Raw genomic sequence first — 25,898 nt, 5'->3', positions numbered from 1 at the left:
GCATTTGCAGATGCAGAATGGAGTATCGCATTACTTCGCTATTTCAATCCATTTGGTGCACACGAAAGTGGGCGTATCGGAGAAGATCCAAATGGAATCCCAAATAATTTAATGCCATATGTAACGCAAGTAGCAGTAGGTAAGTTAAAAGAATTAAGTGTATTCGGAAATGACTATCCAACGAGAGATGGAACAGGAGTCCGTGATTACATCCATGTTGTGGACTTAGCAAATGGTCACGTAAAGGCGCTTGAGAAAGTACTGAGTACAACAGGAGTAGATGCTTATAACCTGGGCACAGGCATGGGCTATAGTGTACTAGAGATGGTTGAAGCGTTTGAAAAAGTTTCGGGCAAGAAAGTCCCTCATAAAATTACAGAGCGTCGCCCAGGTGATGTGGCAGTATGTTTTGCTGATGCATCGAAAGCAAAGCGTGAATTAGGCTGGGAGGCAAAACGCGGATTAGAAGAAATGTGTGCAGATTCTTGGAGATGGCAGTCTGAAAATAAGACTGGATATCAGAAAGTTAGTAACTAGAGAATAGGTTATAGGTGCTAAAACTTTCATTGAGTTATCAATATAGTTTGGCTTAAAAATTGAATTAGATGTATAATGTATTTTATATTTTGTAGTCATAATAATTTGATAGCGGTACCTGAAGAAAGAAGGTTAAAAGCATGAAAAAGAAAATCTTATTTTGGATATTAGGAATCATAGGAGTATTAATTATAGGTGGAGGAGCTTACGCTTATAATATATATTCTTCTGTTTCAAAAACATTAGATGAAGTTCATAAACCATTAAAACGTGATCAAAGTAATAAACAAGAAGAAAAAATCAATAAATCTGAACCTGTTTCAATTTTACTATTAGGTGCAGATGAGCGTGGTGGAGATAAAGGACGTTCAGATTCTTTAATGGTCATTACATTAAACCCTAAAAACAATTCAATGAAAACAGTAAGTATTCCTCGTGATACATATACAGAAATTGTTGGAAAAGGTAAAAGTGATAAAATTAATCATGCGTATGCATTTGGTGGCGTAGACATGTCTGTAGCGACAGTAGAAAAATTCTTAAATGTTCCAATCAATTACTATATTGAAGTAAACATGGAAGGATTTAAAGATATTGTAGATGCAGTAGGCGGGGTCGATGTTAATAATGATTTAGAATTCTCCCTGGAAGGGAAACACTTCCAGAAAGGGAATATTCACTTAACGGGTGACCAAGCTCTAGCATTCACACGTATGCGTAAAGCAGACCCACGAGGTGACTTCGGTCGTCAAATGCGTCAACGTCAAGTGATGCAAGCTGTTATTAAGAAAGGCGCAAGTTTCTCTTCTTTAACAAGTTATGGTGATGTATTAACAGCAATTCAAAAGAATGTGAAGACAAACTTAACGCAAGATCAAATGTTTGATATGCAAAAGAATTATAAAGATTGTCTGCAGAATAGTGAAGATATTCAAATCCCAGGTGACGGCCACAAAGCTGCTGATGGTATTTGGTACTACTATGTTCCAGATGCTGCAAAACAAGATTTAACGAATAAATTAAGAGCACATCTTGAAGTGACTAAGTAGTATGTAATAACCCAACTCCTTTGGAAGGAGTTGGGTTTATTTTTGCATGAATTTATATTAGTATTATATATTGTGAGATTAATAGATGAGGTGAATCGATGAATAAGAAAGCAGTGCTTGTCCTTGTTGTTTTTGTATTGTTTGTTGCTTCGATTGTGAGCGGTAAATTGTACTGGAATAAGAAGATTGCGAATGCAACAGGACAAACGAGTGAAGTAACGAAAACAAAGGCTGAAGTGAAAGATATCGGAGCAAAGAAAGAAGAGAAAAAGGAAGAGAAAAAACAAGATGCGAAGTCATCTTTTAATGAAGCATACGCGAAGAACTTGCCAGATGCAGTGAAAGAGAAGTTAAAGAAAGCTGCTGAGGATAAAAAGGCAGTAAATCTTGTTATTGTTGGTGATGAAGCTTCTTCATCTGAAAAAGGTGCTTGGGCAGCTAAGTTAACGACTAATTTAGAAACTGCTTATGGTAAAGGTTTATGGAATGTGACTGTAAAGGAATATAAGGGTGAAAGTACAGAAGAGTTAATCGCGAATAAGCGTGATAAAGAGATTGCGAAAGAGAATCCAGATGTGATTTTATTTGAGCCACCATTTATTACTGATAACGGTAAAACTGGTAATGGGAATTCTGTTGCGAGTACACAGAAGTTTGTTCAAGCACTTTCTACTAGTGCAAAGGGCGCTACGATTATGATTCAGCCATCAAATCCAGTGTATGGTGCGAAAAATTATCCGAAAGCGATTGAAGCATTAAAACAATTTGCGACGCAAAATAATTATACATACATTGATCATTGGGGAGCATGGCCGGATGCATCGACAAAGGCTATCCTACCATATTTAAAAGAAGAATTTGGTTTCCCAACTGCTAAAGGTCATGAAGTTTGGGCACAATATGTAACGGATTATTTTGTAGCTAAATAATAAAAGGGTAGAGGGTATCGTCGACAAAATATGTTCGACAATACCCTCTCTTTTTTTATAGGATTTTTGCTATACTAAACTGTACTATAATACATGATGGAAGGAGGAGAGTAATGAAAATACTTGTGGTTGATGATGAATCGAGTATTCGTAATTTGATTCGGATGCAGTTGGAGATGGAAGGTTATGAAGTATTGGCAGCGGCTGATGGGAGAGAAGCTTTAGAGCGATGGAATGAAGGGCCGGATGTATTGATTTTGGATGTTATGCTTCCGGATACGGATGGGTATGAGTTGCTTCGTTTGTTCCGTGAGAGGGATAGGGATATTCCGGTGCTTATGTTAACGGCAAAGAGTCAGATGAATGATAAGTTGCTTGGCTTGCAGCTTGGTGCTGATGATTATGTGACGAAGCCGTTTAATTATGCGGAGCTTATTCTTCGGGTTAAGAATATGGCGCGGCGTGTAAAGAAGACGGAGACCGCTGTAAGTCATGAAGTAATTGAGGCTGGAGAGATAGTGATTTGTCCTAAGGAAAGAAAGGTACATGTGAGTGGACAAGAGATTCAGTTAACGTACCGAGAGTTTAATTTATGTCAGTTATTTGTTTCAAATCCGCAGCGTGTGTTTATGAGGGATGAGTTACTTGAGAAAGTATGGGGGTTTGAGTATATCGGAAATACGAGAGCAGTTGATATTATGGTGCAGAGACTTCGAAAGAAGCTTGGTACGAGCGGAGAATATATTAAGACAATTTATGGCGTTGGCTATAAACTGGATTGTTGAGTGGTGATGGTATGTCTTTAAAGCGAAATATGGTGTTTGGAATAGTTGGGCTGTTAATTCCGATTTTTGTTCTTTTATATGCAGTTGTTTATATTACGTTAGAAAAGAATATGTATCATAACGCAGCAGATTCTTTAGAAAAGTTAAGTGTAGAAGCACAAATTTATACGATGAATTATTTAGAGAAGGAAGCAGAAGTGGATACGCTTGGTCCTAATTCACTTTTAATTGCGTCGTATTTAGCGAAGCGTATGGATGTCCGTGTGCAGATGATCGGGAAGAATGGCGATGTTGTTGCAGATACAGAAAAAGGAGCATTGCTTCACCGTAACATCGACATTGAGAGTTCCTTGAAGGGAAAGAAGTCTTACGTTTTTGAGGAGGCGGATCCAGCTCCTATTCTTTTGTTTTCAAGCCCGGTTTATTATGGAAACGATGTCATTGGAAGTATTCGTTTTATAAATGAGTTAACGGGTGAGAAGGAAGTTTTAACGAATGTGAGCTGGACGTTCTTAATGACATCTCTTTGCCTAGTAGCAACCGGTATTTTCTTTGCGATTCGTTTGGCGAAGTCTCTTCATAAACCAATTGATCAGTTGAGACAAATGGCACAGCGGCTTGCGAATGGTGATTATAAGAGTAAGATTGAGTTAAATGAGTACGTGGAAATCGCTCAGCTTTCAGCATCTTTTAACGCGATGGCTGATGGAATTGAGCTGCATATTAAGCAATTGCAGGAGGAGAAAGAGAAGCAGAAAGATTTCCTAGACCGCATTACGCATGAATTAAAAACACCGCTAACGGCAATTATCGGTTATGTTGATTTAATTCCGAAGTTACAGTCGAAAGAAGATGTACAGGAAAGTCTTCGTTATGTGGCTGTGGAAAGTGAGCGTTTATTATCACTTGTAGAGGAACTGCTTAAGTCTTCGAAATATGGGACGAGTACGTTTGAAGTGTCACCTACAGTTGTGAACATAAAGGAATTGGCAGAAGAAGCCGTTTCAATTGTGAAACCTCGCCTAAATCAGTTTGAAATTGAAGTGATAAATGAGTTAACGGATGTACATGTTGTTGCGGATTTTGATAAGACGAAGCAAATTTTCTTAAATGTGCTTGATAATGCAATTAAGTATAGTGATGCTTCGCACATTCGTATGAATGTAATTGTAAATGAGCATGAGGCGAAGGTTTTTGTTCATGATGATGGGATCGGTATAGACGAAGTGGTGCTTGCAGAGTGGAATGAGTCTCCGAAAGGAAAGGCACTTCCTTCTAGTTACGGGAATGGTTATGGTTTATATATTTGTCAGGAGATTATGAATAAGCAGGGCGGAAGCATGCGGATTGAGAGTAGTGAAGAAATAGGTACTACAATATTCATTACATTTTTGCTTCCGAGAAGGATGGAAGACATAAAAAACTTGAAAGCGGTTAAATGATACATTTATGAAACAATTATGCGGTATTTTCGAAACAACGTTTTTTTATCTTGGAGGTAGGCAGAAATGAAAAGGCTATCATTTCAAATTCTTATGTTTGTCATTTGTATGATTGTTTCTCTTGTTTTGTTTTATGTTATGGAGAAGCAAATCTATAATCGAATCAACATTGTAAATGATAAACAAGCCGTTTTACAAAGGGTGAATGAATCTCTTCCAATTGAAGTGAAAGTAAGACATGAAAAGTGGGGAGAAATCGTTGTAACGGATGAAGTTCGTTTGCATACGATTGTTTCATTCTTTGACCGAATTCGAATAGAACCAGGGGACGTTAAGAGCCAAGAACAAGTATTTACTGGAGAAGTAACGTACTTGAATGGACATAAGCGTACTTTTGCAGTAGGTGACTTGTTCCAGTATGGGGAAAATGTATACGGAAAGAATGGCATGGATCCGATGATTTCAGCACTTCAAACGTATTTATTAAGCCTGTATTACACGCCAGAGCGTATTAGTGATTTCTTTGCTTCGGCAAAGGATATCGTAGTACGTCAAGGCGATGTGGTACGTACTATCAATCTTACGCACATACTTGATTCTATTCGGTACGCAAAGCAAATTACAGATTACGGAGAAATTCAGAAGTTATTACAATCGCAGAATGAACCGATTGCTTATATTACAGCTTATAAAACAGGTAAGCGTGTAAAGAATGATCGTGAAGATATTCTTACGATTTCTGTGTATCCATCGTACTTTGTTGTGCAATATCTCGGTGATAATAACGGGAATGTCATGTATATGAAAGGCTCTCTAGCAGAGTTATTCGTAAAGGAGAATGCGTCATGAGAAAGATAGCCTTTTTCTTCTTTTTGCTAGTAATTGGAGGAGCGATGTCTAGTTGCTCTCGAGATACAACCTCTATTAAATATAGTAAAAATGGTCTCCCTATTTTGGATGATCGTCATATTGTTGCGTATGTAGCGGCTCGTGAGGAAGTTGGTGAAGCGTTACTTTCATCATTTTGTAAGCCACGCGGATGTACGTATGAATTTATTCGTCTTTCAACAGAAGAACTTCTTCGTAGAGTGGAAGAAGAAGCTGGAAATCCGAAGGCGGATATTATTATTGGCGGTACAGTAGATGCGCATCAAATGATGAAGCAAAAAAATCTTTCTATTCCTGTGATAAGCCAACATGCAAATCGTATTTCAAAAACTGTTAAAGATAAAGATGGTTATTGGTACGGTTATGAAGTGGAGAAGCTGGCAATTGCGATTAATAAAGAGCGGTGGAACGAGGAAATAGCGCCGCTCGGTCTCTCGTATCCATTAAGATGGAAAGATTTATTGAATCCAGTATATAAAGGAAAGATTGTCATGCCCGATCCAAATGTTTCAGGTACAGCATATACGTTTTTCCAGTCACTTATTGATACGTTAGGTGAAGAGGAAGCGAAGGAATATGTGAAGAGTCTGGCAGAACAAGTTGGAGAAGTAACAGTGAATGGTTACATCCCAGCAGAACTTGTTGCGAGTGGTGAATATATGATAGGCATCAACTTTATGGGAGATCAGAGAATGCTTCAAAAACAAGGCTTTCCTATTTTAAGTAACGAACCTCAGCAAACAGGGTTATCTGTTAATGCGATTTCTAAACTAAAACGTGCACCGAGTGGTATTATTGCGGATTTATTTATTGATTATTGTTTATCAGAAGAAGCGGGTCACATTTTAGAAAAAGTGTCGTTTGGCGTACCAACGATGTTTGCGAAGAATGAGAAAGAAATAGAAGGTCAGCCGGTTAGAAGGACGAACCAAAATATATCAAATAGCGGGATAATCGAGATATGGAATAGACAGCGTCTCTCTCTGAAGTGAGAAAAGGAGACGAAAATATATGTTTAAATGGCTCAAGCCAGCACCTGCAATTGAAAGATTGCCAGCGGATATGATCGACCGTGTATATCGATTACTACGTATTCGTGTGTTAATCGGGATTTCAGTTGGATATGCTGCTTATTATTTAGTTCGTAGTAACTTTACGTTATCAAGTACGTACTTAGTACAAGAATATGGTTTTAGTACAGCTGAAATTGGTCTACTAGGTTCAGTAATGGCAATTGTTTATGGATTTAGTAAGTTCTTTATGGGGAATTTATCAGATAAAGCTTTCGCCCAGCGCTTTATCGCAGTCGGTTTATTCTTATCAGGGCTTGTAAATATTTGTTTTGGCTTTGCATCATCATTTGGGATGATTGTTACATTACTTGTTGTTAATGGTATTGTACAAGGTATGGGAGCACCACCTTGTAGTATTGTTATGACGAAATGGTTCTCAAAGAAAGAACGTGGTACGAAAACAGGTCTTTGGAATATTTCACATAACGTTGGTGGAATGCTTGTGCCACCACTTGTCGGAATTGGTGTAGGTATTTTTGGTGAAAACCATTGGCAAGGCGGCGTGTTTATTTTCCCTGCAATTATCGCAATGGTAATTTCAGTTCTTGTTTGGATTAATGCGAAGGATACACCAGAATCTGAAGGTCTTCCTCCAATTGATGAGTATCGTAATGACTATGAAAATCTTGAAAAAGCAGATAATGCTAACAAGATGTCACCAAAAGAAATTTTAATGAAGTATGTAGTGAAAAATAAATTTGTATGGTTCTTATGTATTGCGAATGCTTTTGTTTATTTAATTCGTTTCGGTGTTATTAACTGGGTACCACTTTATTTAACGACAGTTAAAGGATTTTCAAAAGCAGAAGCGCATGCGGCATATGCAATCTTTGAAGGTATGGCAATTCCAAGTTCATTAATCGTTGGTTTTTTAAGTGATAAATTATTTAAAGGAAAACGTATGCCATTATGTATTATTAGTATGGTTGGCGTTGTTATTGGTACGTTTATATATTGGCAAGCAACTAGCGTACTTGTTGTAAGTATTGCAGTTTCTATTATCGGTTGTTTAATTTATGTACCACAGTTCTTAATTGGTTTAAGTGCGATGGAATTAGTACCGAAATTTGCAGTAGGTACGACAGTTGGTATGTGTGGTTTATTCGGTTATGTAGGCGGAAGTCTTGTAGCTAACGCAGCAATTGGTGTTATTGTTGATCGTTCTGGCTGGGATGGTTGTTTCATCTTACTATTAACAGGTGCGGTTTTATCAACAATTTTCTTATTTATTGTTCAACGTGGACATGAGAGAAAAGATCCTAAAGTAGCGTAATATTTTGTTTGAAAAAGCTATCCAATTGTGTGTGATTGGATAGCTTTTATATTAGAAAAAACAAACAGTATGTAAAATTGCAGTTTAATATATAAATGATTTTTGTTAATTAATATAATTTTTTTAGATTTAATAAACCAATTACGTACATAGTTAGACCGAAAAATCCGCCGCCACAGATGAAAATTACAACCTTAAATAAAGAAATAGAGATTTCTTCTGAGCCTACATAGGGAAGGATATAATTCATAAAAACAAACATTTGAAAGCCCCAAAGCACACCTGCTTTTAAGCCAGCTTTTCTTAATTTTTTCTTGAGTTGTAAATATTCTTCTTTTGTTGCACATTCAGTATCACTTAAACCTTTTTTCTTGAATTTAAAGGCTAAGTAATTAGCGTAAATCATATTAGATAGAAAAATAAATATTGTCCCTATAGATATTGTGTGATTCATAGTATCAACAAGTAACATAATAAGCATTACCAACATATTTAACCACCACAAACCAATTCCAGCTACAGATAACTCTTTATTAATTTCTTGTTTTTGATATTCATCTCTCTCACTTAGTGTTCCAACAAAACTATTATAAACTCTTTCTTTCCATTCAATTTTCATCATTTAATCTCCCTCCCAAAATAGACTATTTAAATCTGTTTTTAGTGCTTTTGCTAATTCGATACATAAGGCTAAAGAAGGGTTATATTTATTGTTTTCAATTAAATTTATTGTCTGTCTCGCCACATTAACTTTTTTAGCTAACTCTAGTTGCGATAGCCCTTCAGATTTTCGATATTGTTTAACGTTATTCAAATATAACCCTCCCATTGATGGTTGTAGACCCCGTGTACCGAAATGTCATTTATATGTGACATTTTATAATTGAATAGATGAAATGTCAAATATATATGACAAAATAGTGATGGTGCAATTAGGAAAATGATTTTAATGATTCATCTTGGCAAGAAATTTGTTAATAAAGAATGGCTTCCATTCAATTAAAATTGCCCTTTTTCCTTTCCTTAAATCTATCTTAAAAGATATAATGTCATATTTCTAATCATTGGAATTTTTGTTACAATATAAATGGATGTGTAAAACTTTGTAAAAATAATGTAATAATATGTAATCTGTTTTCAGAAAGTTTTATACAATTTTTATATTAAACTATTAAGTTATAAAAGGGAGCGAGAATATGTTACCAAATACGGTTCGTACTCCAAACAAGAAGAAGAAATGGATTATTATTGGGGTTATTGCACTAATTGTTATTGTAGCGGCAATTAATATTTTTGTTATGCAAGGGAAGAAGAAGGGTGCATCAACAAATGCTGATGCTGTAAGTTTTGAGAAAGTGACAGAGCGTAAGCTGAATAATACGAAGTTAATTTCTGGTCAGGTGAAGCCTGGTAATATTGAAAGCTTCTATGCAGATCCGGCCAAAGGGAAAGTGAAAGATATTGAGGTAAAAGAAGGACAAGAGGTAGAAAAAGGTACGAAGTTATTCTCTTATGACAATGAAGAGATTAATCTTCAAATGAAGCAAGCTGAGCTTGATCAGAAGATGGCGGATATGCGTTATGATCAAGGGAAAAAGAAGATTGATTCGCTAAAGAAAGAAATTAAGAAGGCGAAAGATAGCGGAGCTGGGAAAGAAGTAACGGATCCGATGGACGAACAAGTAAGTGAGCTGGAAATTGCTCAAAAGACAACTGATCTTGAGAAAGAAAAAGGAAAGTTGCAGAAAGAAGAGTTAAGTAAGAAGCAGAAAGAGCTTACGATTTATAGTAATTTCGCAGGTGTTGTTCAAAAGTTAGATAAAGATGCGGCACAAAGTTCATCTCAAGCGTTAGGTGGTCAAGGAAAAGCGTTTTTACAAGTAGCTTCTAAAGATCCATTCCAAGTTCAAGGTACGTTAACTGAGCTTCAGAAGTCACAAATTCAAAAGGATCAAACATTCACTGTAACTGCAAAAGCAAATAGCAAGAAGAAGTGGACAGGTAAGATTACAGAGGTAAGTGAGTTCCCAACGAGCGCAGAGATGGCGCAAGCTGGCGGCGTGGGTGAAGCAACTCAAAATATGTCTCAGTATACATATAAAGCAAGCCTTGATAGCCAAGACGGTTTATCTCCAGGTTACCACGTTTCTCTGCAAGTAAACTTAGAGAATAAGACGATGATTGCTGTTCCAAGTAAAAGCATTGTAGAAAAAGGCGATGATGCATTTGTTTATGTTGAGGAAAAAGGGAAGCTTCGTAAACAAAATGTGAAAAAAGGTTCTACTGATGGAGACTGGACAGAGGTTGTAGAAGGCGTAACAGTGGGGCAAAAGGTGGTTAAAAATCCTTCCGACGATGTGTATGACGGAATGGAAGTGAAAGAGAAATGATTACGTTAAATAATATTGCTAAAACGTATTATCAAGGAAAATTGGCGGTGCCGATTTTGCATGGTATTAGTTTAACGATTCAGAGCGGTGAGTTCGTTTCTATTATGGGGCCATCCGGTTCTGGTAAGTCAACGCTTATGAATATTATCGGTTGTTTAGACCGTCCAACAGAAGGCGAATATGTGCTGAATGACGTGAATATCTTAACAGCAGACGAGTCAAAGCTTGCTTTAATTCGTAATGAATATATTGGATTTGTATTCCAGCACTTTAATTTACTGCCTCGTCTTTCCGCGGTGGAAAATGTTGAGCTTCCGCTCGTATATGGTGGTGTGAAGAAAGCGGAGCGTCGCAAGCGTGCTTTGGAGGCGTTAGGTAAAGTTGGATTGGCAGATCGCGTGCATCATTTACCGAATGAGTTATCAGGTGGACAGAAGCAGCGTGTAGCGATTGCAAGAGCGATTGCAAATAATCCAACGTTCATTATGGCCGATGAACCGACTGGTGCACTTGATACGAAGTCTGGTGAGCAAGTTATGGATATTTTCACGAAGCTTAATGCAGAAGGCACGACGATTGTTATGGTTACGCATGAAGAGGAAGTAGCAGCGTATTCTTCCCGCCGCATTGTACTGCGGGACGGGAAAGTTACAGAAGATAGAAGGTGTGCGGTATGAGTTTACTAGATAGTATAAAAATTGCCCTCTCTTCTATTTTAGCTCATAAATTGCGTTCAGCTCTTACGATGCTCGGTATTATTATCGGGGTAGGTTCAATTATTACTGTTGTTGCGATTGGGCAAGGCGGGGAAGCTGCATTGAAATCGCAGTTTGTTGGGGCAGGTAATCAAACGGTTCCGATTCATTATAGTGCAGATATAAACGATCCTTTCGGTATGGGAATGGTAGAAGCACCGAAGATAACTGAAGAAGACATTTTTGAAATTAAAAAAATTCCAGAAATCGCACATGTGGTAACAACAAATTCAACCATGGAACCACTTGATATTGAAGATAAAAAAGAAATGGTGAGTATTACTGGATTAGATAGTGAGTACTTTGCAGTAAATAAAGTAAAGTTGTTAAAGGGACGTTCTTTACAAGAATCAGATGTGGATCAAGGTAATAACGTTGTTATGATTAGTAAACAAATGGAAGAAAAGGTGTTTAAGGATACCAATCCAGTCGGTAAAATTATTGAAATGAAAGGTCAACCGATGCAAATTATTGGTGTCTACAAATCAGATAATGAGTTTATGGGAATGGGACCATCAGAAGCGCTAGTTCCAATTTCATTATGGCCGACACTGTATGGAAAAGATGAAATTCAAAATATTTCTGTTCAAGCAAAAAATGTAGATAATCTAGAAAAAGCAGGTAAAAAAGCTGCAGATGTTTTAAATAGTCGTAAACCAACTGATGCAACTGGTAAATATGAAGTTATGAATTTAAAAGAAATTCAAGAAGGTATTTCGAAGATGACCGGTATTATGACAATGATCATCGGTGGTATCGCTGGTATTTCATTAGTCGTTGGTGGAATTGGTGTTATGAACATCATGCTTGTATCTGTAACGGAGCGTACGCGTGAAATTGGTGTACGTAAAGCACTTGGAGCAACGCGTAGTAAAATTTTATTACAGTTTTTAATTGAAGCAGTTATGTTAACACTTCTAGGTGGTTTGATCGGAATTGGTCTTGGGTATGGCGGAGCATATATCGTTTCTACATTCGCAAAATGGCCACCACTCGTTTCATGGGAAGTTGTCGTTGGAGGCGTACTGTTCTCGATGACACTTGGTATTATTTTCGGATTAATTCCAGCGAACAAAGCTGCGAAATTAGATCCAATTGAAGCATTGCGTTATGAGTAATTAATAGTGTAGTAGAACTACACATTACCGTTCTAGTGGGCGGTTCGTAGCCTCTTGCGAGGAAGTGAACCGCCCGTTAGAACGGGTTATATAAATAGAAGGAGGCGTTATAATGGAAGCAAATATTAATACGCAAGATGTAGGTGCAAAGAAGCCATCATTATTAGGAATGATTACTTCTCCAGGTGAGCAATTTGAGAGAATGAAGACGAGTAATGCAGTTTGGGGTGCATTTTGGCTACTCGTTTTAATAGCTGGGCTTGTTGGTGGATTTGCTGCTTATGTATATTCTCTAACACCTGAAGCAATTGAGCTTAATAAAGAATTAGGTGTTACTGTTTCAGCTGCAATGACATATGGTATGGGATTTGGGATAATTGCTATTAGTATGGCATTCGTCTTTCTACTTAGTGCTGTGGTGTATAAAGTGTTAATGGTGTTTATAAGCAATGATACTTCTTATAAAAAATTATTAGCGATTACTGTATATTCAAGTGTTATTTCATTACTGGGTTTATTAATAAATACGATTTTAGCATATATCTTAGGTGGATCGGGTCAAGAAATGTACACTGGTCTAGAACCGATTTTTACTTCAAGTAGTGGTGTTGTAAAAGGTATTGTAAGTAAATTTGAAGTGTTTACAATTTGGGGATATGCAGTTACATGGCTAGGTCTTCAAATTACAGCAGGTTTAACTAAAAAGCAGGCAACAATTATTACTATTGTTTTCTTTGTTTTAACTCTCGGAATGGGTGCTTTACAAGGTATGTTCCAATAAGGAAATAAAATAGAAAAGGTGACTCTTCAAAGGAGTCACCTTTTTTATTTTTACCCTTACTTCAAATACCGCCAACAAAATTTCAAATACTACATAGTGTAATTTCAAATTCCGTCGGTAGTATTTGAAATTACTCACAGTGAAATCTTTTCTTTATTTTTATATTGTGAAGGTACCGCGGAATACTAGAAAGGTATACCTTTTAGAAACGGGTACTGTGTGAAGCCAGCGACTTTTAAAGAGGCAGTTGTTTTGTATGAAGGGATGATTGTAAATCAAATAAAGAAATTAGGTATTCGTAAAGATTATGAAGAGTATTATCAATGTGGTTTAATTGGTCTTTGGCATGCGTATGAAAGGTTTGATGCAAAGAAGGGGTGTTTCCCTGCATATGCAGTTGTAACGGTGCGAGGTTATATATTAGAGAGATTGAAGAAAGAGTTCACAGTGCAAGAAAGGTGTGTATGTGTAGGAGAGTATGAGGATATCTTTCATTTTGAAGATGTTGAAATGAAGGTGAAGGATTTTATGAGCGTGCTAGATGAGAAGGAGAAGTATATTATTTTTGAACGCTTTTTTGTAGGAAAGACGATGGGGGAAATCGCTTTAGAGACGGAAATGACATATTATCAAGTAAGATGGATGTATCGGCAAGCACTCGAGAAAATGCGAGATAGTGTAAGGGGATAAATATTAATATAAGAATGGAAGGCAAGAGATGTTGCTTTCCATTCTACTTGTTAGTTTAATGTAGTAAATGCAACAAGGGGTTTTTAAATTGTAGTGAATCTTGCATGTTCATACGAGATAGTATGTATCCAGCTTTTAATAATTGTTGCTGCAATTTATGGGGACTAATAGATATTGTTGTAGTAGTGCCATTTGAAAAATGTATTTTAGCCTCTTTAATCTTTTGGCAAAACTCTATATCATGTATGTGGTTATAAAATAGCCATATACAGTTTGGAGATGAAGGAGATTCTGTTGGAAAAGTACAAATGTATTCCCGATGATTAATTGGAATTGGAACGTTTTGTTTGAATCTAAAATTTGTTTGGACTGCATTACGCCTACCTTGATAAGTAGAATGAACCTGGGTTAAGCAAGATTTCTTAATGAGTTGTAGTGCGGTTTGGCAGGAACAAAGATCATTTCCGCTACTGTCAATAATTTTTGTACGGTAATAAGGGTGATTGTATGGAACAAGCATCATAGTAGAACTAGAAATAATAATGTTATTTTCATCATTCATGATTTTAAGTCCTCCCTTATAAAATTAATATTTCGAATATAATTATATACGGAATAAGTAAATTTATTGTTAATATTTTGTTTTGTATTGTAAATCTTGTTTATTCGTTTACAATCAATAGTTGATAGTCTTTCTAATTTGCATCGCTTGTACATATATATGAAAATAGAAAAGAGTAGGCGGTGATATAGTATGAAGAAAAAGTATATTATTATGGCTTTAGTTGTCATTCTCCTAGTATATTTAGCAAACAGTAATCCGAGTAAAGGAGAATATACAGAATGGGCAGCGAAGCAGTTTATGAAGCGTAATGATGTGAGTAAGAAGCTAGATGAAGTTCAAAAAGAGAATGAAGAGGGTCTCCTTGGCGACTTGGCATCGGCCGGTAAAAAGTTAGCGAAAAAGTATGTTGAGCCACAAGTTGGGTTATTAATTGATCATTATACGAAGCGAAATGATTATATATTCTTCTCAACATATACGACTGAGTTTGATATAGGGGAAGAACATTATAAGTACGTATGCGTCGGTTTTTCAAAGATTTTTATTCCGATTGAAATGCCGAAGAAAAAAGACGAATCTGCAAAATGATGCAGATTCGTCTTTTTCATTTTATAGAGTAATTGGAACTTCAGATACATTTTTTTCTACAAGGCGAGCTCCCTTTTTTCTTGTATTTTCATCAATGGATGAAAATACAGATGAGGCAAGGATTGTATCCATGACTTGATTTACGACTTGTGCATCGATTGGTGTGATGGGCGTATCGATAGAAAAAACGACTGTTTTTCCATCTTCTTTCGCGAAAATTAACTCTAGTACTTGCATGTGTTATTCCCTCCTTTGTATTTATCCCGCTATTTACGGGACTCGGGTCTGCTGGTTAAATTGTGGCTAATAATCAGCGGGGATGAATAAAATCCCCACTGATCCGAGTTTTACTTTATAGTTTAGAAAGATCTGATGTGCTTACAAGTTGTACAGCGTGAAGTGGTGATGCTTGTAAGGAAGCAAGAGCATGAGCTACGTTGTGTACTTGATCTAAGCTCGCATTTGTTTTAACACGTTTAAATTGTTTGCTCTTGAAAACTGTTTTGCCGTTCTTATCTAATCCGTTGTTTAAGACAAGACGTAAAGTTAAATCCATTACGATTGTTTCAATTGCCATGTGTATCACCTCCTTTCATTTTATAAATAGGGTACAAATGTCATGTTTTGGCGTGAAATTTTTTCTTTTTTTTGGTACCCTTAAAAGATTAAGAGAGGAGAATTCTGGATAATGAATCGTAAATGGTTATTTTGGATTCCTGTATTACTATGGATGGGGCTGATTTTCTATTCTTCGGCACAACCATATAAAAAGCAGGATATGCGTTCAGATATTGAACAATATGTAAATGTTGAATTTGTAAAAGAGCATTTTTCATGGGTATCTATCGATTATGGTGGAGGAACCCCTGTTAGTATTGCGAATAAAGGTGTAGGCGGATTTATTGAGTTTTTCCTTCGTAAAGGTGCTCATTTTATGGTGTTCTTTATGCTAGGTTCATTGATTTATTACGCTTTTCATCGATCAGGTCATTCGAGGAAAAGATGTTTTATATATGCCCTTCTTTTCGTTGCGGGTTATGCAACATTTGATGAGATTCACCAATGGTATACGGGTGACCGTACACCAATGTGGCAAGATTCATTGCTTGATACGTGCGGCGGATTAACGGGAATTATAATAAGTAATTGGTTTTGGAATAGAAAAAAGCGCTAATCTCATTTCGAGATTAGCGCTTTTTTGCGGGTAGTAAAACTTCCGGTAACCGACCTGATTCAAGTTTCACTTTATACACCAAGTAATTCTTTTAGTTCGTCTGTTGATAGTTCAGTCATCCAGCTATCGCTTGTGATGACCGCATTGTTTAGAGATTGTTTTCTTTCTAGCATTTCATCAATTTTTTCTTCTAATGTTCCTGTAGTAATGAGTTTGTGAACATGAACAAATCTTTTTTGACCAATGCGATATGCGCGGTCTGTTGCTTGATTTTCCACAGCTGGATTCCACCAACGATCGTAGTGAATGACATGGTTGGCAGCAGTTAAGTTTAATCCTGTTCCGCCGGCTTTTAAGGATAAGATGAAAATGTCATACGTTCCGTTTTGGAACTCCTCAATCATCTTGTCACGATCTTTTTTCGGTACACTACCGTTTAAGAAGAGGACACGCTGGCCAAATTGTTCTTCTAGCACACGTTTTAGCATGTTTCCCATGCCGATGTATTGAGTGAAGATGAGGCAACTTTCATTTTGATCTTTTATATTTTCGATGAGCTCCATTAACGTTTTTGTTTTCATAGAGCGTTCAACGACATTTTGTGGTTCTTCTTCTTTTAAATAAAGAGCAGGATGATTACAAATTTGTTTTAGCTTGTTCAACATAAGTAATATAAAGCCGCGTCTTTCAATTCCGCTTAATCCTTCTACATTTTGCAGTGTATCTTGAACAAGTTGTTCATATAAGGAAGCTTGTTCACCAGTAAGAGGACAGTAAGCTTTTTGTTCTTGTTTATCTGGTAAATTTAATGCAACTGTTTGATCTTTCTTCGTTCGGCGCAGTAAAAATGGTGAGATAAACCGTTGAACTTGCTGGATTTTTCCTTCATCACGATCTTTTTCAATCGGTGTGACGAAGCGGCGTTGGAATTGTCCTAAGCTTCCGAGATATCCATGATTAATAAAGTCGAAAATGGACCAAAGTTCAGCGAGGCGATTTTCCATTGGTGTACCAGTTAAAGCGATTTTGTGATTTGCTTGCAAGTTTCGTACTGCTTTCGACTGTTTCGTATGTGGGTTCTTAATATTTTGTGCTTCATCCAAAATAACAGCATCCCAGCATAATGAAGTCAGTTCTTCCTCATCGAGTTGAGCCAATGCATAAGATGTTAATACAACATCTGCTGATTGAAGGAAATCTTCAAATGAATTGCCCTTATCTCTATTACTTCCGTAATGTAATTGGACACGTAAATTCGGTGCGAAACGCTCAAATTCTTTTTGCCAATTTCCAAGAACAGATGTCGGCGCTACGATTAATGCAGGGCCTGTTTTGAGATTGTTTTCTTTTATATATAGTAAGTAAGAGATTGTTTGAATACTTTTCCCGAGTCCCATATCGTCAGCTAGCAATGCTCCAAATCCAAGCTTTCGTAAATATAATAACCATTCAATACCGTGTTGTTGATAGGGACGAAGTGTTGCGTTTAGTGAAGTAGGGACATCTACCTTTGGAATATCTCCAATATGAAGCAGCTTTTGGAATAGTTCCTCATAATATCCATCTAGTTCGATTTCAATATCAGTAAACGGACTATCATCTTCTACAATTTCTGTTTCAGCCGTATTTGATAAATGTTGCTGCAGGACATCTTTCATCTCTAGTCCGTATTTATCGGCACGGTTCATGAGTTTCCTTACTTCTTCGATAAAGGCTGGATCTAGTCGCATCCATTGACCGTTTATATTAAATAGACGTTTGTTTTGTTCAACGAGCTCGAAAAATTCGCTTTCTGATAAATCAATGCCGTTCGTCGAAATGCGCCAGTCAAAATTAACGAGCGTATTCATACCGAAGAACGATTGTGTTTGTGCTGTATTTTGCTTCAACTGGACACGTAATTTCGGTTTTGTTGCTTTTAAATTTTGCCACCATGATGGTAGTAAAATTGTAATGCCGGCTGCAAGTAATTCGTTGCTTGCATCTGTTAAGAAGTTCCAAGCTTCTGTTTCAAAGAGCTCATTTCGGAATGTATCTCCTTCTTTTAACCACGGTATGAGCTTACTAAAACCTTCTTGTGTTTCTGTAATCCGTTCTTCGTAATCGTGCCATCTTTTCGGTAAGGAATCGATGTTTTCATATACATATATGCGATGAGCTCCGCGCTTTGGTGTCACAATTGTTTCAAGCTTCCACATTTCAAATTCTTCTTGTGGTTCTTGTAGTCTTAGTCCGATTGTAAACGGAAGATCATCTTCAATATAACCAATTTTTCGAAGCCAATCTTCTTCATGTAGTGCTGTTTCCAATTGTCTTTTCGTAAAGTCGTAATGTTCATATAGCCTTTTGGCATCTTCCCAGCCGTCATTCGAGCGATTATCTTGTAATATGCTTTCATTAACTGCTGCTGAGAAAAGAGATGCTAATGTGTCATCTTCAATTGGTGTATTTTGAACTTTCCAAGATGGTTGTTTAGGCCAATGAGTCATATCTGGTACGAAGCTACCACTTGTAAAGGCGTCCCATAATTCATTTGCATCTTTCGTAAGTGCTGTAATAGGTCCGTTTATTTGCATATGTGCAAATGAATTCATTGGTTTGTTTGCAATGTATTCAAAGGCTTGTGCATTTGTTAGTAGCACACCTTGTTTTCCTTCGAAGGTTGCTTCTTTTAGAGAAGTACCGTAGAAAGAAGTGGAGTGCCATGTGAATGCATTTCGTTTCCAACTTGTTACGGATAATGGAGTACCGCTGTCATCTTCTCCCCAAAGGAACCAACCTTGACTAACATGCTGGAGCCTAATTGTTACTTCAGTTTGATTGATCATCGATTAATTTTCCTTTCCGTAATTCCTCTTGTAGTGCACGCAGACGTGAATGGAGATTGGCGATGTGAATAATGAAAGCATCCCATTCATCGGTGCGTTTTAATCGTTTATACAATGTACGTAATTTCTTTAAGTAACGAACTGCGCGTTTATATGATTTACGATTTCGTTCTTCAATCGCCTCTACAGCAGCAAGATGGTAAAGAGGAAGTGCCACTTCTGGCGCTTCTTTTTCAATATCTTTCAGTGGCTCTTTCAACAGCTCAATTGCTTCAAATCCATATAGGAGATGAAGCTCTGCCCATGTACGATACTGTTTTTTCGCGAGTACGTACTGTTCATAGTTTGTGAAACTATACGGTAATAGTTCTTGTAAGATCATTTCGAAACCAGCTTGTTCATTTGTATGTGTTGCATATGTTTCATACATGATTACAAATAGCCGAACGACATCTTTTATGAAAATCGTATTTTCGTGATCTTGGATCGTTTTCTTTACTTGTTTATACGTAAAGGAAAGCCAGTTTTTTGCACGATCCCAATGCATGGCACTTAATAGTTCTTCTAACCAATAGAAGTATAGACTCACAACAGAAGCAGGCTGTTTTTTTAGTAAGTTCATCGCTAGTAGATCTTCGTCATTTAAAAAGAGAAGATGAGAAGACGCTAACGCTTTGGATAGTGGATTGATTTTCGTATCAATTCGTTTTTCTTCTTCTTGTATTTTCTCTTTATTGTTTAAAAGTTCACTCCATATGTGACGATAAATGAAAAATCGCTCTTGCGTATAAGCGTCGGTAGAGAAGAATACTTCATGAACGAGACGAGCTGTTTCTTGCAAAATTATTTCAGACTCTGAAGGAATCGCTTCTGATTGTAAGTCCCGAACGATGGATTCCACTTTGTCTACAAATAGGCGAATGACATTAACAGGTTGGTGATAAGAATACGTTTTGTTAGCTTCGAATGCCTGAATTTCTTCTAATAATTTTTGAAAGCAGTACAGTGCTGCGTGTAACCTGAATAATTCATGTATCGCAATGACACGCGGAGCTTTCCGCTCAAGTTTCGTATAGAAATCTGTAAAGATACTCATAAGAAAATACATTTGTTTATAAGTAAGCCGAGCTTGTTCTTTTTTAAATGAATCATATTCTTTTTCAAAATATGATTGCCAACTTTTATAATCAGTTTCTTCAAAAGCTGATGATTGCAATACTTGTCTTGCAGTTCGAATAGGAGGAAGGGAAGGTTTCGTATTATTTTTAAATAAAGTTAATACATCTCCTACTTGCCCGAAACTAGACGCTGCAGATAGTAATACAGCGAGCATATGCTCACATTGTGTTGGTGCGAAGCAATCACAATAGCTTTCAGCGACGTTACGAATCGGAATATGAACGCTATACACGTTGCCTTCCGCATCTACAGTTCCTGATAGTGTATAACCATCAAAGTCAACGTTATAGACAACACCACTACGATATAGGTGCCGAGCTGTAGCGACATGTTCCTGATCAGCTGTTTGCTGTGGATCTAGTCCTTGAACGAACTCATTCGCAATCATCATAATTTCATCTTTCGTAATTGAGTGTTGCAGCATAATATTCCTCCGTACACATATTTCTTTCCTTTACCATTATAAACAAAAAATGCTCAAAACAGAAAAAATGAAATTTGGATTACATAACTTGAAAATCATGGTAATATATAAAATGTTAATTTCGTATATTACTATATATTTATAGGAGGGGAAGTTGTGTCAGATTTACAAGCGAAGTTTGGTAATGGTATGAACAAGTTGCAAGAGGGAATTGAGCAAGGAAAGATGAAGTTGCAAGTTGCACAAGAGGTTGCACAACTAAAGAAAATTACGCAGGAGAAGTTACAAGTGAAAACTGAAATTTTGTTGGAGCTTGGTCAAACTACATATATGCAACTGCGCAATGATGAAGTTCGAATAGAGGTATTGAAAGGAATTGTAGAACCGGTACAAGAGCTTGATATTGCTATTTATAACATGCGTAAGCAAATTGCTAATTTGCAGAATCAAGGTCAGAAAGGGCAGTGTAGCTGTGGTGGCTCATTATCATTAAATGATAAATTTTGTGGACAGTGCGGGAAAGAAAATGAGTTACTCCTTCAAACAAACAATGTTGAAAATGAATCATGTTCTTCATGTAGTGAACAAATCGCAACAGAAGCTATATTCTGTCCAGTTTGTGGTATGAAGCAAAGTAAGGAGTGAGGAACATGTATTGTAAAACTTGTGGTTTAGAACAGTCTGATGTATCAAATTATTGTACGCATGATGGGTCTAGTACAGGTGGTGTAGCGAGTCATATTATATTAGCGCCTAAAGACTCAAAATATTGCCGAACTTGTGGAGTGGAAAGTAAAGAAACTGCTACATATTGTGAGAAATGCGGCGATTCCTTACTAGTAGGTATTACGAAAAAAGAAATGAAAACGAAATTACCAGACCAGGGTGTACAACTAAATGTGGGTTCATCTGGAATTGCTTTGAAAAAAGGCTTACTTGGTGGTGGTCTGGCAATTATATGCATGTTTTTGGCTGGCTGGATTAGTAGTTTAATTATCGATGCAGCGATGAATGATTTAATGAGAACGATGGTTACAAATACGAACGGTATGCTGGATATGACTACTATTAATCAATCTTTCATTGGCATAGCGCCATTAATTTTAATGTATCATTTAGTGGGTCTTGAAGTCAGTGGAAGTGGTACATACATAATGTCATTTATTCTTCATGTCCCATTGTTCATTTTATTAACTATTCCAGCACTTATATTAGGTGGAATTGGCTTTTTTGTAGAGAAAAAAAACCCGTCTATTGTTTGGCGTGAGAAGCTAGTAACAGCATGTATTATCGGTATTGTATATGGAATTTTCTTATGTGTTATAAGTTTTGTAGCAAGTTCTTCTACGACGATTTCTCAATTCTATGAAACAATGACAATTAATGTTAGTTATTCTCATATTATTAGTTTGTTGTACGGTATTATATTTGGTTTATTATTTAGCTTTATTGGCATGAGTATTGCAGCGGGACCACATCGTATGCTTTCCGCAATTAGTCAAAGTGTTCCATATGCAGCATCTATTTATTATAGTGTAGTAACTGTTTTAAAAGGATTAATCATTACATTTGGTATTATACTTATTACGATTTTATTTAGTAGTTCAAAATCAATGGGACCAATTGATTTCCCTGAGAAAACATATAAAGCATTAATTTCATTAGAAGCAACACCGTATATGTGGAACATGGCTCACTTTGCTCCAACTGCAATTGAATGGGCGAACATGGAGAAAGAAATACAGAACTATCCAAGAGGAAAAGGGCCCTTACATTTATCATATACATCAGGCATATCATTAAATGGTACGTCTTTAAAAGATGTGGCAATTGCTAATGGTGCTTCTGTTAAAGAAATTAAATATATGGATGATTTCAATTCCTACATGCATTGGTGGGGTTTATTAATTTTAATACCATGTATCTTACTATTTAGAGCTGGAATGAAATTAGCTCAATATCCAATGAAAAATATATATGTAACGATTGCGATGTTTAGTGCGGTTTATACTGTGATGATGCTTTGTGTAAATGGATTAGCAAAAATCCAAATCGAAGCTTCAGGTAGTAAGGAAATTATGAAGGAATTTACGGGGATTTCTGGTCCGCTATTATCGATTCAAAGTAGCACAATGTATTTAATAGTAGGTAGCTTTATTCTTTCTTACGTATTAGTGTTTGCTGGGATGAAGTTGGTAAAAAAATAAGGGGGAGAATCGCTTGAAGTTTTGTGGAATATGTAATGAAAAAGTTGCAGACCATTTAAATTTTTGTCCAGAGTGTGGAAGTAAGATAGAAGAAATAGCTGATCAAACAGCTTCTTCTCGTTCAGAAATACAACGGGAAACAAAGCCGGTGAAAAGTAAGAAGAACATATTTTTACTGCTAGGTTTTCTCGTTATTTTTGCTATATTGTTCGGAGCATATAAATTTGGTGCAAGCAAGTTTTCAAAGGAAAAACAAGTAAACGTTATGATTGAGGCGTTTCAAAAGAAAGATGCGAATGCAATTGATGAGTTTGTAAAGGTAGATGATCCGAGCTTAAAGATTAAGGCAGAGGATATTAAGGCGTATATCCGTTATTTAAAAGACAACCCTTCATATAATAAAGAGCTGCTGTCTTATTTACAAAGAGAGACAGTGGATCAAAAACTAGCAAGTGATAAAGCATCGTTTAAAGATGGACAAATTATAGAAGACGGAAAAGAATGGTTTTTATATCCGAAGTATAAATTTAGCATGAAATCTTATTATATGAATGTAAGTACAACTGCGAAGAATGCAGAAATATATGTGAATGATAAGAAAGAAGTAGAATTGTCTAATGACAAAACTTCAAAAGAAATTGGTCCATATTTTCCGGGTTCTTACGTTGTAAAGGCAAAAGCAAAGTCAGAGTTAACTGAGTTAGAAACAGAAAAAGAAGTAGATTTAGCAGATGAAAAAAGTGCGAAGGTAGATGTAAATTTATCATTAGAAGGCAATTATGTAACAATTTCCTCTGATGAAAATGATGCAAATGTAGTTGTGAATGGTAAGAAGCGTGGGAAGTTAAGCCGCGGAAGTTATAAACTTGGTCCTGTACCAACAGATGAAACGGTAGAAGTGCATTTAGAGAAAAATGCTGAGTTTGGCTTAATTAAATCAGAAAGCGTTAAAGTGGGAGATCAAAGTACATATTACTTAAGATTCCCGAAAGAAACTTCGAGTTCGGCCGTTGGAGACTTTGTAAGAAATCACATTTATAATAATGTACGTGCCATTTCGTTAAATGATTTTAGCTTGATTGAAAGTGATTATGATAAGAGTGGGAAATCTTATAAAGAAGATCGTGATTATCTACAATATTTAAATAAAAAAGGAATTACAGAAGACTTATTAACGATGGAAGTTCGTAATGTAGAGCGTCAAAGTGCTACGAAATATAAAGTAACGACATATGAAGAATACCGTATTCGTTACGGGGATGGATCTGTTAAATTTAAGAGCTTTAGTAATGACCACATTGTAACAGTTAATGGGAATGGAAATATACTATATCATTCTCTTGGTGCAAATAATACGTTGAAATCAGAAGATGTATCTGGTCCAACTCGTTAATATGAGAGAAGCTGTTCAATATTTGAACAGCTTCTTTTTTGTAGCTAAATCGATATTTCGTGTCGAACCGTTGATATATTTTTTTACAATTATGAGTGCGTTTCCTTTAATATCGCTTGTACATAGGGATCATGTAATATTTGCTCTATAATTGGCAACATGTTTTTTTCAAATGGAATGTCGATAGGAAATGGCTTTTGAGATCCTGGTTTTATTCCATATTGCACAATTTTGTAATGTGTATTGTTTTCAGACTTGAGCACAATTAGCTTATAGCGATTATCATCGCCAGCGAGTGAGAAATCAATAGAAGTAGCGTTATATGTTACTTCATCTTTATATATGTACGGTTTTGGCGTACCAATCCAGTCTACTTTTGCTTGTATATTCATGGGCATAGCCTCCTTATATGTATTATAAATAAATAAAAGCCAGCTCTCAATAAAGAGAACCGGCTTGTAATTTAGCAGTCATTGGTTATTTTAAAATTTTCACTTTAACAGTTTTGCGTCCCCATTTTTGAGCAGCGCTATCTGATCCAAGTAAGATATCGATACGGTTACCTTTAATTGCACCACCAGTATCTCCAGCGATAGCTTCTCCGTAACCTTCTACCCATACTTTAGATCCTAATGGGATTACTTTCGGGTCAACAGCGATCATTTTCATGTTTGGATTCGCAGTTAAATCATGACCCATTGCGGTTAATACACGGCCGCCATATGTGCCACCGTTTTCGCTCGGGTGAGCTGTATATGCTGTAGCTACAACTGTTAACTCACGACCACCAGATGGTTCGCTAGTTTCAGCAGCTTTCACAGCAGGCTTAGCAGCTGGTTTTGCTTGTGCTGCAGGTGTTTGAGCCTTAGCTGGTGCTTCAGCTTTAGCAGGAGCAGTTGTTTCTTGTTTCTCAATTACAGGTGCTGTACCTGTTAAGAAAGGAACATGAACATAAGCTGTTTTCCCGTTATATTCAAATTGTAACCACTCATTTTGTACTTGGTTCGTTGTTTCGATTACATCGTCTTTCTTCAACTTTCCAAGAATTTCTGAGTTTGTGTTCGCTTCAGCACGTACGTTTAATACGTTAGCTGTTACGTAGTAGATGCTTTTTGTGAACTCTGCACTTACGAATGCGTCTTTACCGTCTAAAGTAACTTTTGACCATCCGTTCTCTGTATTTTGAACATCTATTTTATTACCGTTTAGTAATTTACCGACAACTTTTGATTCCGTAGTAGGGTTTTCGCGTACGTTTAGTACGTCTGTTGTTACAACAGTTTCTGCATTAGCAGATGATGTGAAAATCCCAAGACCAAAAACTGCTGCTGTTGCTATACCAATTAATTTTTTCATGATAGCCTCCATTGCGTTTGTTTTCGTGTCCTCATTATAGCAACAGATTTTTTCGGATTTGGGGAAAACACACAATTACAAACCATTCGTAATAAGTCGTTAACATCCTGTAATATAACAAAAAATATAGGAAAGCGTTTTTCATTCTATATGACTCATAGGTTTCTAGTTATATTCAAAATATTTAATACAACATGTTTTTTTCGACGTAAATAAAAATGTTACAGTAATGTTACATGATGTTTACTAAACGATTACATTCCTTGAGTATTTTACCGTTTTATGGGTAATATAGTTATATAAACATAAACATTTTGTTTGTGAAGCTATAAACACGTGCTATATACTAGCAAAAAAACCGCATAATTGTTACAAAACGAAAGGGTTGTAAGGAAGAAATTCGCCCTTTTTTACATATGTAACACATCCTTTTTTAGGAAAATACATTCCTATCCGCGTTTTTCTCACACAATT

General features: G+C 36.4%; 26 protein-coding genes and 1 pseudogene. 18 read left to right on the top strand and 9 right to left on the bottom strand.

Annotated features, from left to right (window positions below; all coding sequences use genetic code 11):
• From C4S65_RS16795 to C4S65_RS16760, 8 genes and pseudogenes are all read left to right on the top strand, one after another.
• Positions 1-537 (top strand): GDP-mannose 4,6-dehydratase (locus C4S65_RS16795; RefSeq protein ID WP_142391542.1); only part of this gene is annotated, 537 nt, incomplete at its 5' end.
• A gap of 122 nt (positions 538-659) precedes the next feature.
• A pseudogene (locus C4S65_RS16790) lies at positions 660-1,586 on the top strand (LytR family transcriptional regulator); the annotation flags it as partial.
• A 98-nt stretch (positions 1,587-1,684) separates the two neighbouring features.
• A complete protein-coding gene (locus C4S65_RS16785) occupies positions 1,685-2,515 on the top strand; it encodes an SGNH/GDSL hydrolase family protein (RefSeq protein ID WP_086407162.1) in 831 nt (276 codons plus the stop codon).
• A gap of 113 nt (positions 2,516-2,628) precedes the next feature.
• Positions 2,629-3,300, top strand: a complete 672-nt coding sequence (locus tag C4S65_RS16780) for a response regulator transcription factor (protein ID WP_000699556.1) — start codon at positions 2,629-2,631, stop codon at positions 3,298-3,300.
• A gap of 11 nt (positions 3,301-3,311) precedes the next feature.
• Entirely contained in the window at positions 3,312-4,742 is a 1,431-nt protein-coding gene (locus C4S65_RS16775) for a HAMP domain-containing sensor histidine kinase (protein WP_103945297.1), read from the top strand.
• A 66-nt stretch (positions 4,743-4,808) separates the two neighbouring features.
• Positions 4,809-5,591 carry a DUF3919 family protein gene (locus C4S65_RS16770; protein WP_086407163.1) on the top strand — a complete coding sequence of 261 codons (783 nt, stop codon included), beginning with the start codon at positions 4,809-4,811 and terminating at the stop codon, positions 5,589-5,591.
• Positions 5,588-6,622 carry an ABC transporter substrate-binding protein gene (locus C4S65_RS16765; RefSeq protein WP_086407164.1) on the top strand — a complete coding sequence of 345 codons (1,035 nt, stop codon included), beginning with the start codon at positions 5,588-5,590 and terminating at the stop codon, positions 6,620-6,622. The genes C4S65_RS16770 and C4S65_RS16765 overlap by 4 nt, the downstream gene beginning before the upstream one ends.
• 19 nt (positions 6,623-6,641) lie before the next feature.
• Positions 6,642-7,976 carry an MFS transporter gene (locus C4S65_RS16760; RefSeq protein WP_000477603.1) on the top strand — a complete coding sequence of 445 codons (1,335 nt, stop codon included), beginning with the start codon at positions 6,642-6,644 and terminating at the stop codon, positions 7,974-7,976.
• Between the two features lie 109 nt (positions 7,977-8,085).
• Here the strand turns inward: C4S65_RS16760 and C4S65_RS16755 are convergent, their stop codons facing one another.
• Positions 8,086-8,598, bottom strand: a complete 513-nt coding sequence (locus C4S65_RS16755) for a DUF3278 domain-containing protein (protein ID WP_000975593.1) — start codon at positions 8,596-8,598, stop codon at positions 8,086-8,088.
• Positions 8,599-8,790, bottom strand: coding sequence for a helix-turn-helix transcriptional regulator (locus C4S65_RS16750; RefSeq protein WP_001067016.1), 192 nt, complete (start codon positions 8,788-8,790; stop codon positions 8,599-8,601).
• Positions 8,791-9,172: 382 nt separating this feature from the next.
• Between C4S65_RS16750 and C4S65_RS16745 the strand changes: the two genes are divergently transcribed.
• From C4S65_RS16745 to C4S65_RS16725, 5 genes are all read left to right on the top strand, one after another.
• Positions 9,173-10,366, top strand: coding sequence for a biotin/lipoyl-binding protein (locus tag C4S65_RS16745; protein ID WP_061667809.1), 1,194 nt, complete (start codon positions 9,173-9,175; stop codon positions 10,364-10,366).
• A complete protein-coding gene (locus C4S65_RS16740; RefSeq protein WP_000631630.1) occupies positions 10,363-11,043 on the top strand; it encodes an ABC transporter ATP-binding protein in 681 nt (226 codons plus the stop codon). Before C4S65_RS16745 ends, C4S65_RS16740 begins: the two co-directional genes overlap by 4 nt.
• On the top strand, positions 11,040-12,239 hold the full coding sequence (locus tag C4S65_RS16735; RefSeq protein WP_006922891.1) for an ABC transporter permease: 1,200 nt from the start codon (positions 11,040-11,042) through the stop codon (positions 12,237-12,239). The genes C4S65_RS16740 and C4S65_RS16735 overlap by 4 nt, the downstream gene beginning before the upstream one ends.
• A 112-nt stretch (positions 12,240-12,351) precedes the next feature.
• Positions 12,352-13,020 carry a Yip1 family protein gene (locus C4S65_RS16730; protein WP_086407168.1) on the top strand — a complete coding sequence of 223 codons (669 nt, stop codon included), beginning with the start codon at positions 12,352-12,354 and terminating at the stop codon, positions 13,018-13,020.
• 219 nt (positions 13,021-13,239) lie between these two features.
• Positions 13,240-13,710, top strand: coding sequence for a sigma-70 family RNA polymerase sigma factor (locus tag C4S65_RS16725; protein ID WP_003308200.1), 471 nt, complete (start codon positions 13,240-13,242; stop codon positions 13,708-13,710).
• A gap of 55 nt (positions 13,711-13,765) precedes the next feature.
• Here C4S65_RS16725 and C4S65_RS16720 read toward each other — a convergent pair whose 3' ends face one another.
• Positions 13,766-14,272 carry a competence protein ComK gene (locus tag C4S65_RS16720; RefSeq protein ID WP_097820873.1) on the bottom strand — a complete coding sequence of 169 codons (507 nt, stop codon included), beginning with the start codon at positions 14,270-14,272 and terminating at the stop codon, positions 13,766-13,768.
• 192 nt (positions 14,273-14,464) lie between these two features.
• Between C4S65_RS16720 and C4S65_RS16715 the strand changes: the two genes are divergently transcribed.
• Entirely contained in the window at positions 14,465-14,863 is a 399-nt protein-coding gene (locus C4S65_RS16715) for a DUF4359 domain-containing protein (protein ID WP_000731400.1), read from the top strand.
• Positions 14,864-14,884: 21 nt separating this feature from the next.
• Here C4S65_RS16715 and C4S65_RS16710 read toward each other — a convergent pair whose 3' ends face one another.
• A complete protein-coding gene (locus C4S65_RS16710; protein ID WP_001197593.1) occupies positions 14,885-15,100 on the bottom strand; it encodes a DUF2922 domain-containing protein in 216 nt (71 codons plus the stop codon).
• A gap of 115 nt (positions 15,101-15,215) precedes the next feature.
• Complete coding sequence (locus C4S65_RS16705; protein WP_000963861.1) at positions 15,216-15,440, bottom strand: DUF1659 domain-containing protein; 225 nt, start codon at positions 15,438-15,440, stop codon at positions 15,216-15,218.
• Positions 15,441-15,551: 111 nt separating this feature from the next.
• On the opposite strand from C4S65_RS16705, the gene C4S65_RS16700 reads away from it, so the two are divergent.
• Entirely contained in the window at positions 15,552-16,037 is a 486-nt protein-coding gene (locus tag C4S65_RS16700) for a VanZ family protein (protein ID WP_001080707.1), read from the top strand.
• A gap of 71 nt (positions 16,038-16,108) precedes the next feature.
• On the opposite strand, the gene C4S65_RS16695 is transcribed toward C4S65_RS16700, so the two are convergent.
• Both C4S65_RS16695 and C4S65_RS16690 read right to left on the bottom strand, forming a co-directional pair.
• Entirely contained in the window at positions 16,109-18,865 is a 2,757-nt protein-coding gene (locus C4S65_RS16695) for a DEAD/DEAH box helicase (RefSeq protein WP_086407171.1), read from the bottom strand.
• On the bottom strand, positions 18,849-20,468 hold the full coding sequence (locus C4S65_RS16690; RefSeq protein ID WP_098838520.1) for a hypothetical protein: 1,620 nt from the start codon (positions 20,466-20,468) through the stop codon (positions 18,849-18,851). Before C4S65_RS16690 ends, C4S65_RS16695 begins: the two co-directional genes overlap by 17 nt.
• Positions 20,469-20,624: 156 nt before the next feature.
• On the opposite strand from C4S65_RS16690, the gene C4S65_RS16685 reads away from it, so the two are divergent.
• The 3 genes from C4S65_RS16685 to C4S65_RS16675 are packed head-to-tail and all read left to right on the top strand — an operon-like array spanning position 20,625 to position 24,068.
• Positions 20,625-21,113: a zinc ribbon domain-containing protein gene (locus C4S65_RS16685; RefSeq protein WP_001281739.1), complete on the top strand. Its 489-nt coding sequence runs from the start codon at positions 20,625-20,627 to the stop codon at positions 21,111-21,113.
• A gap of 5 nt (positions 21,114-21,118) precedes the next feature.
• Positions 21,119-22,675 (top strand): zinc ribbon domain-containing protein, encoded by a 1,557-nt coding sequence (locus tag C4S65_RS16680; protein ID WP_098838519.1) that lies wholly within the window; start codon positions 21,119-21,121, stop codon positions 22,673-22,675.
• A gap of 13 nt (positions 22,676-22,688) precedes the next feature.
• Positions 22,689-24,068 (top strand): hypothetical protein, encoded by a 1,380-nt coding sequence (locus tag C4S65_RS16675; protein ID WP_098317890.1) that lies wholly within the window; start codon positions 22,689-22,691, stop codon positions 24,066-24,068.
• Between the two features lie 89 nt (positions 24,069-24,157).
• Here C4S65_RS16675 and C4S65_RS16670 read toward each other — a convergent pair whose 3' ends face one another.
• Both C4S65_RS16670 and C4S65_RS16665 read right to left on the bottom strand, forming a co-directional pair.
• Positions 24,158-24,460: a DUF3910 family protein gene (locus tag C4S65_RS16670; RefSeq protein ID WP_001025273.1), complete on the bottom strand. Its 303-nt coding sequence runs from the start codon at positions 24,458-24,460 to the stop codon at positions 24,158-24,160.
• A gap of 85 nt (positions 24,461-24,545) precedes the next feature.
• Positions 24,546-25,424, bottom strand: a complete 879-nt coding sequence (locus C4S65_RS16665) for a cell wall-binding protein EntA (protein WP_000733339.1) — start codon at positions 25,422-25,424, stop codon at positions 24,546-24,548.
• Between the last annotated feature and the right edge of the window lie 474 nt (positions 25,425-25,898).

Source organism: Bacillus sp. ok061 (assembly GCF_900108285.1).
Classification (GTDB): Bacteria; Bacillota; Bacilli; order Bacillales; family Bacillaceae_G; genus Bacillus_A; species Bacillus_A thuringiensis_S.
This window is presented reverse-complemented; position numbering and strand designations above follow the sequence as displayed.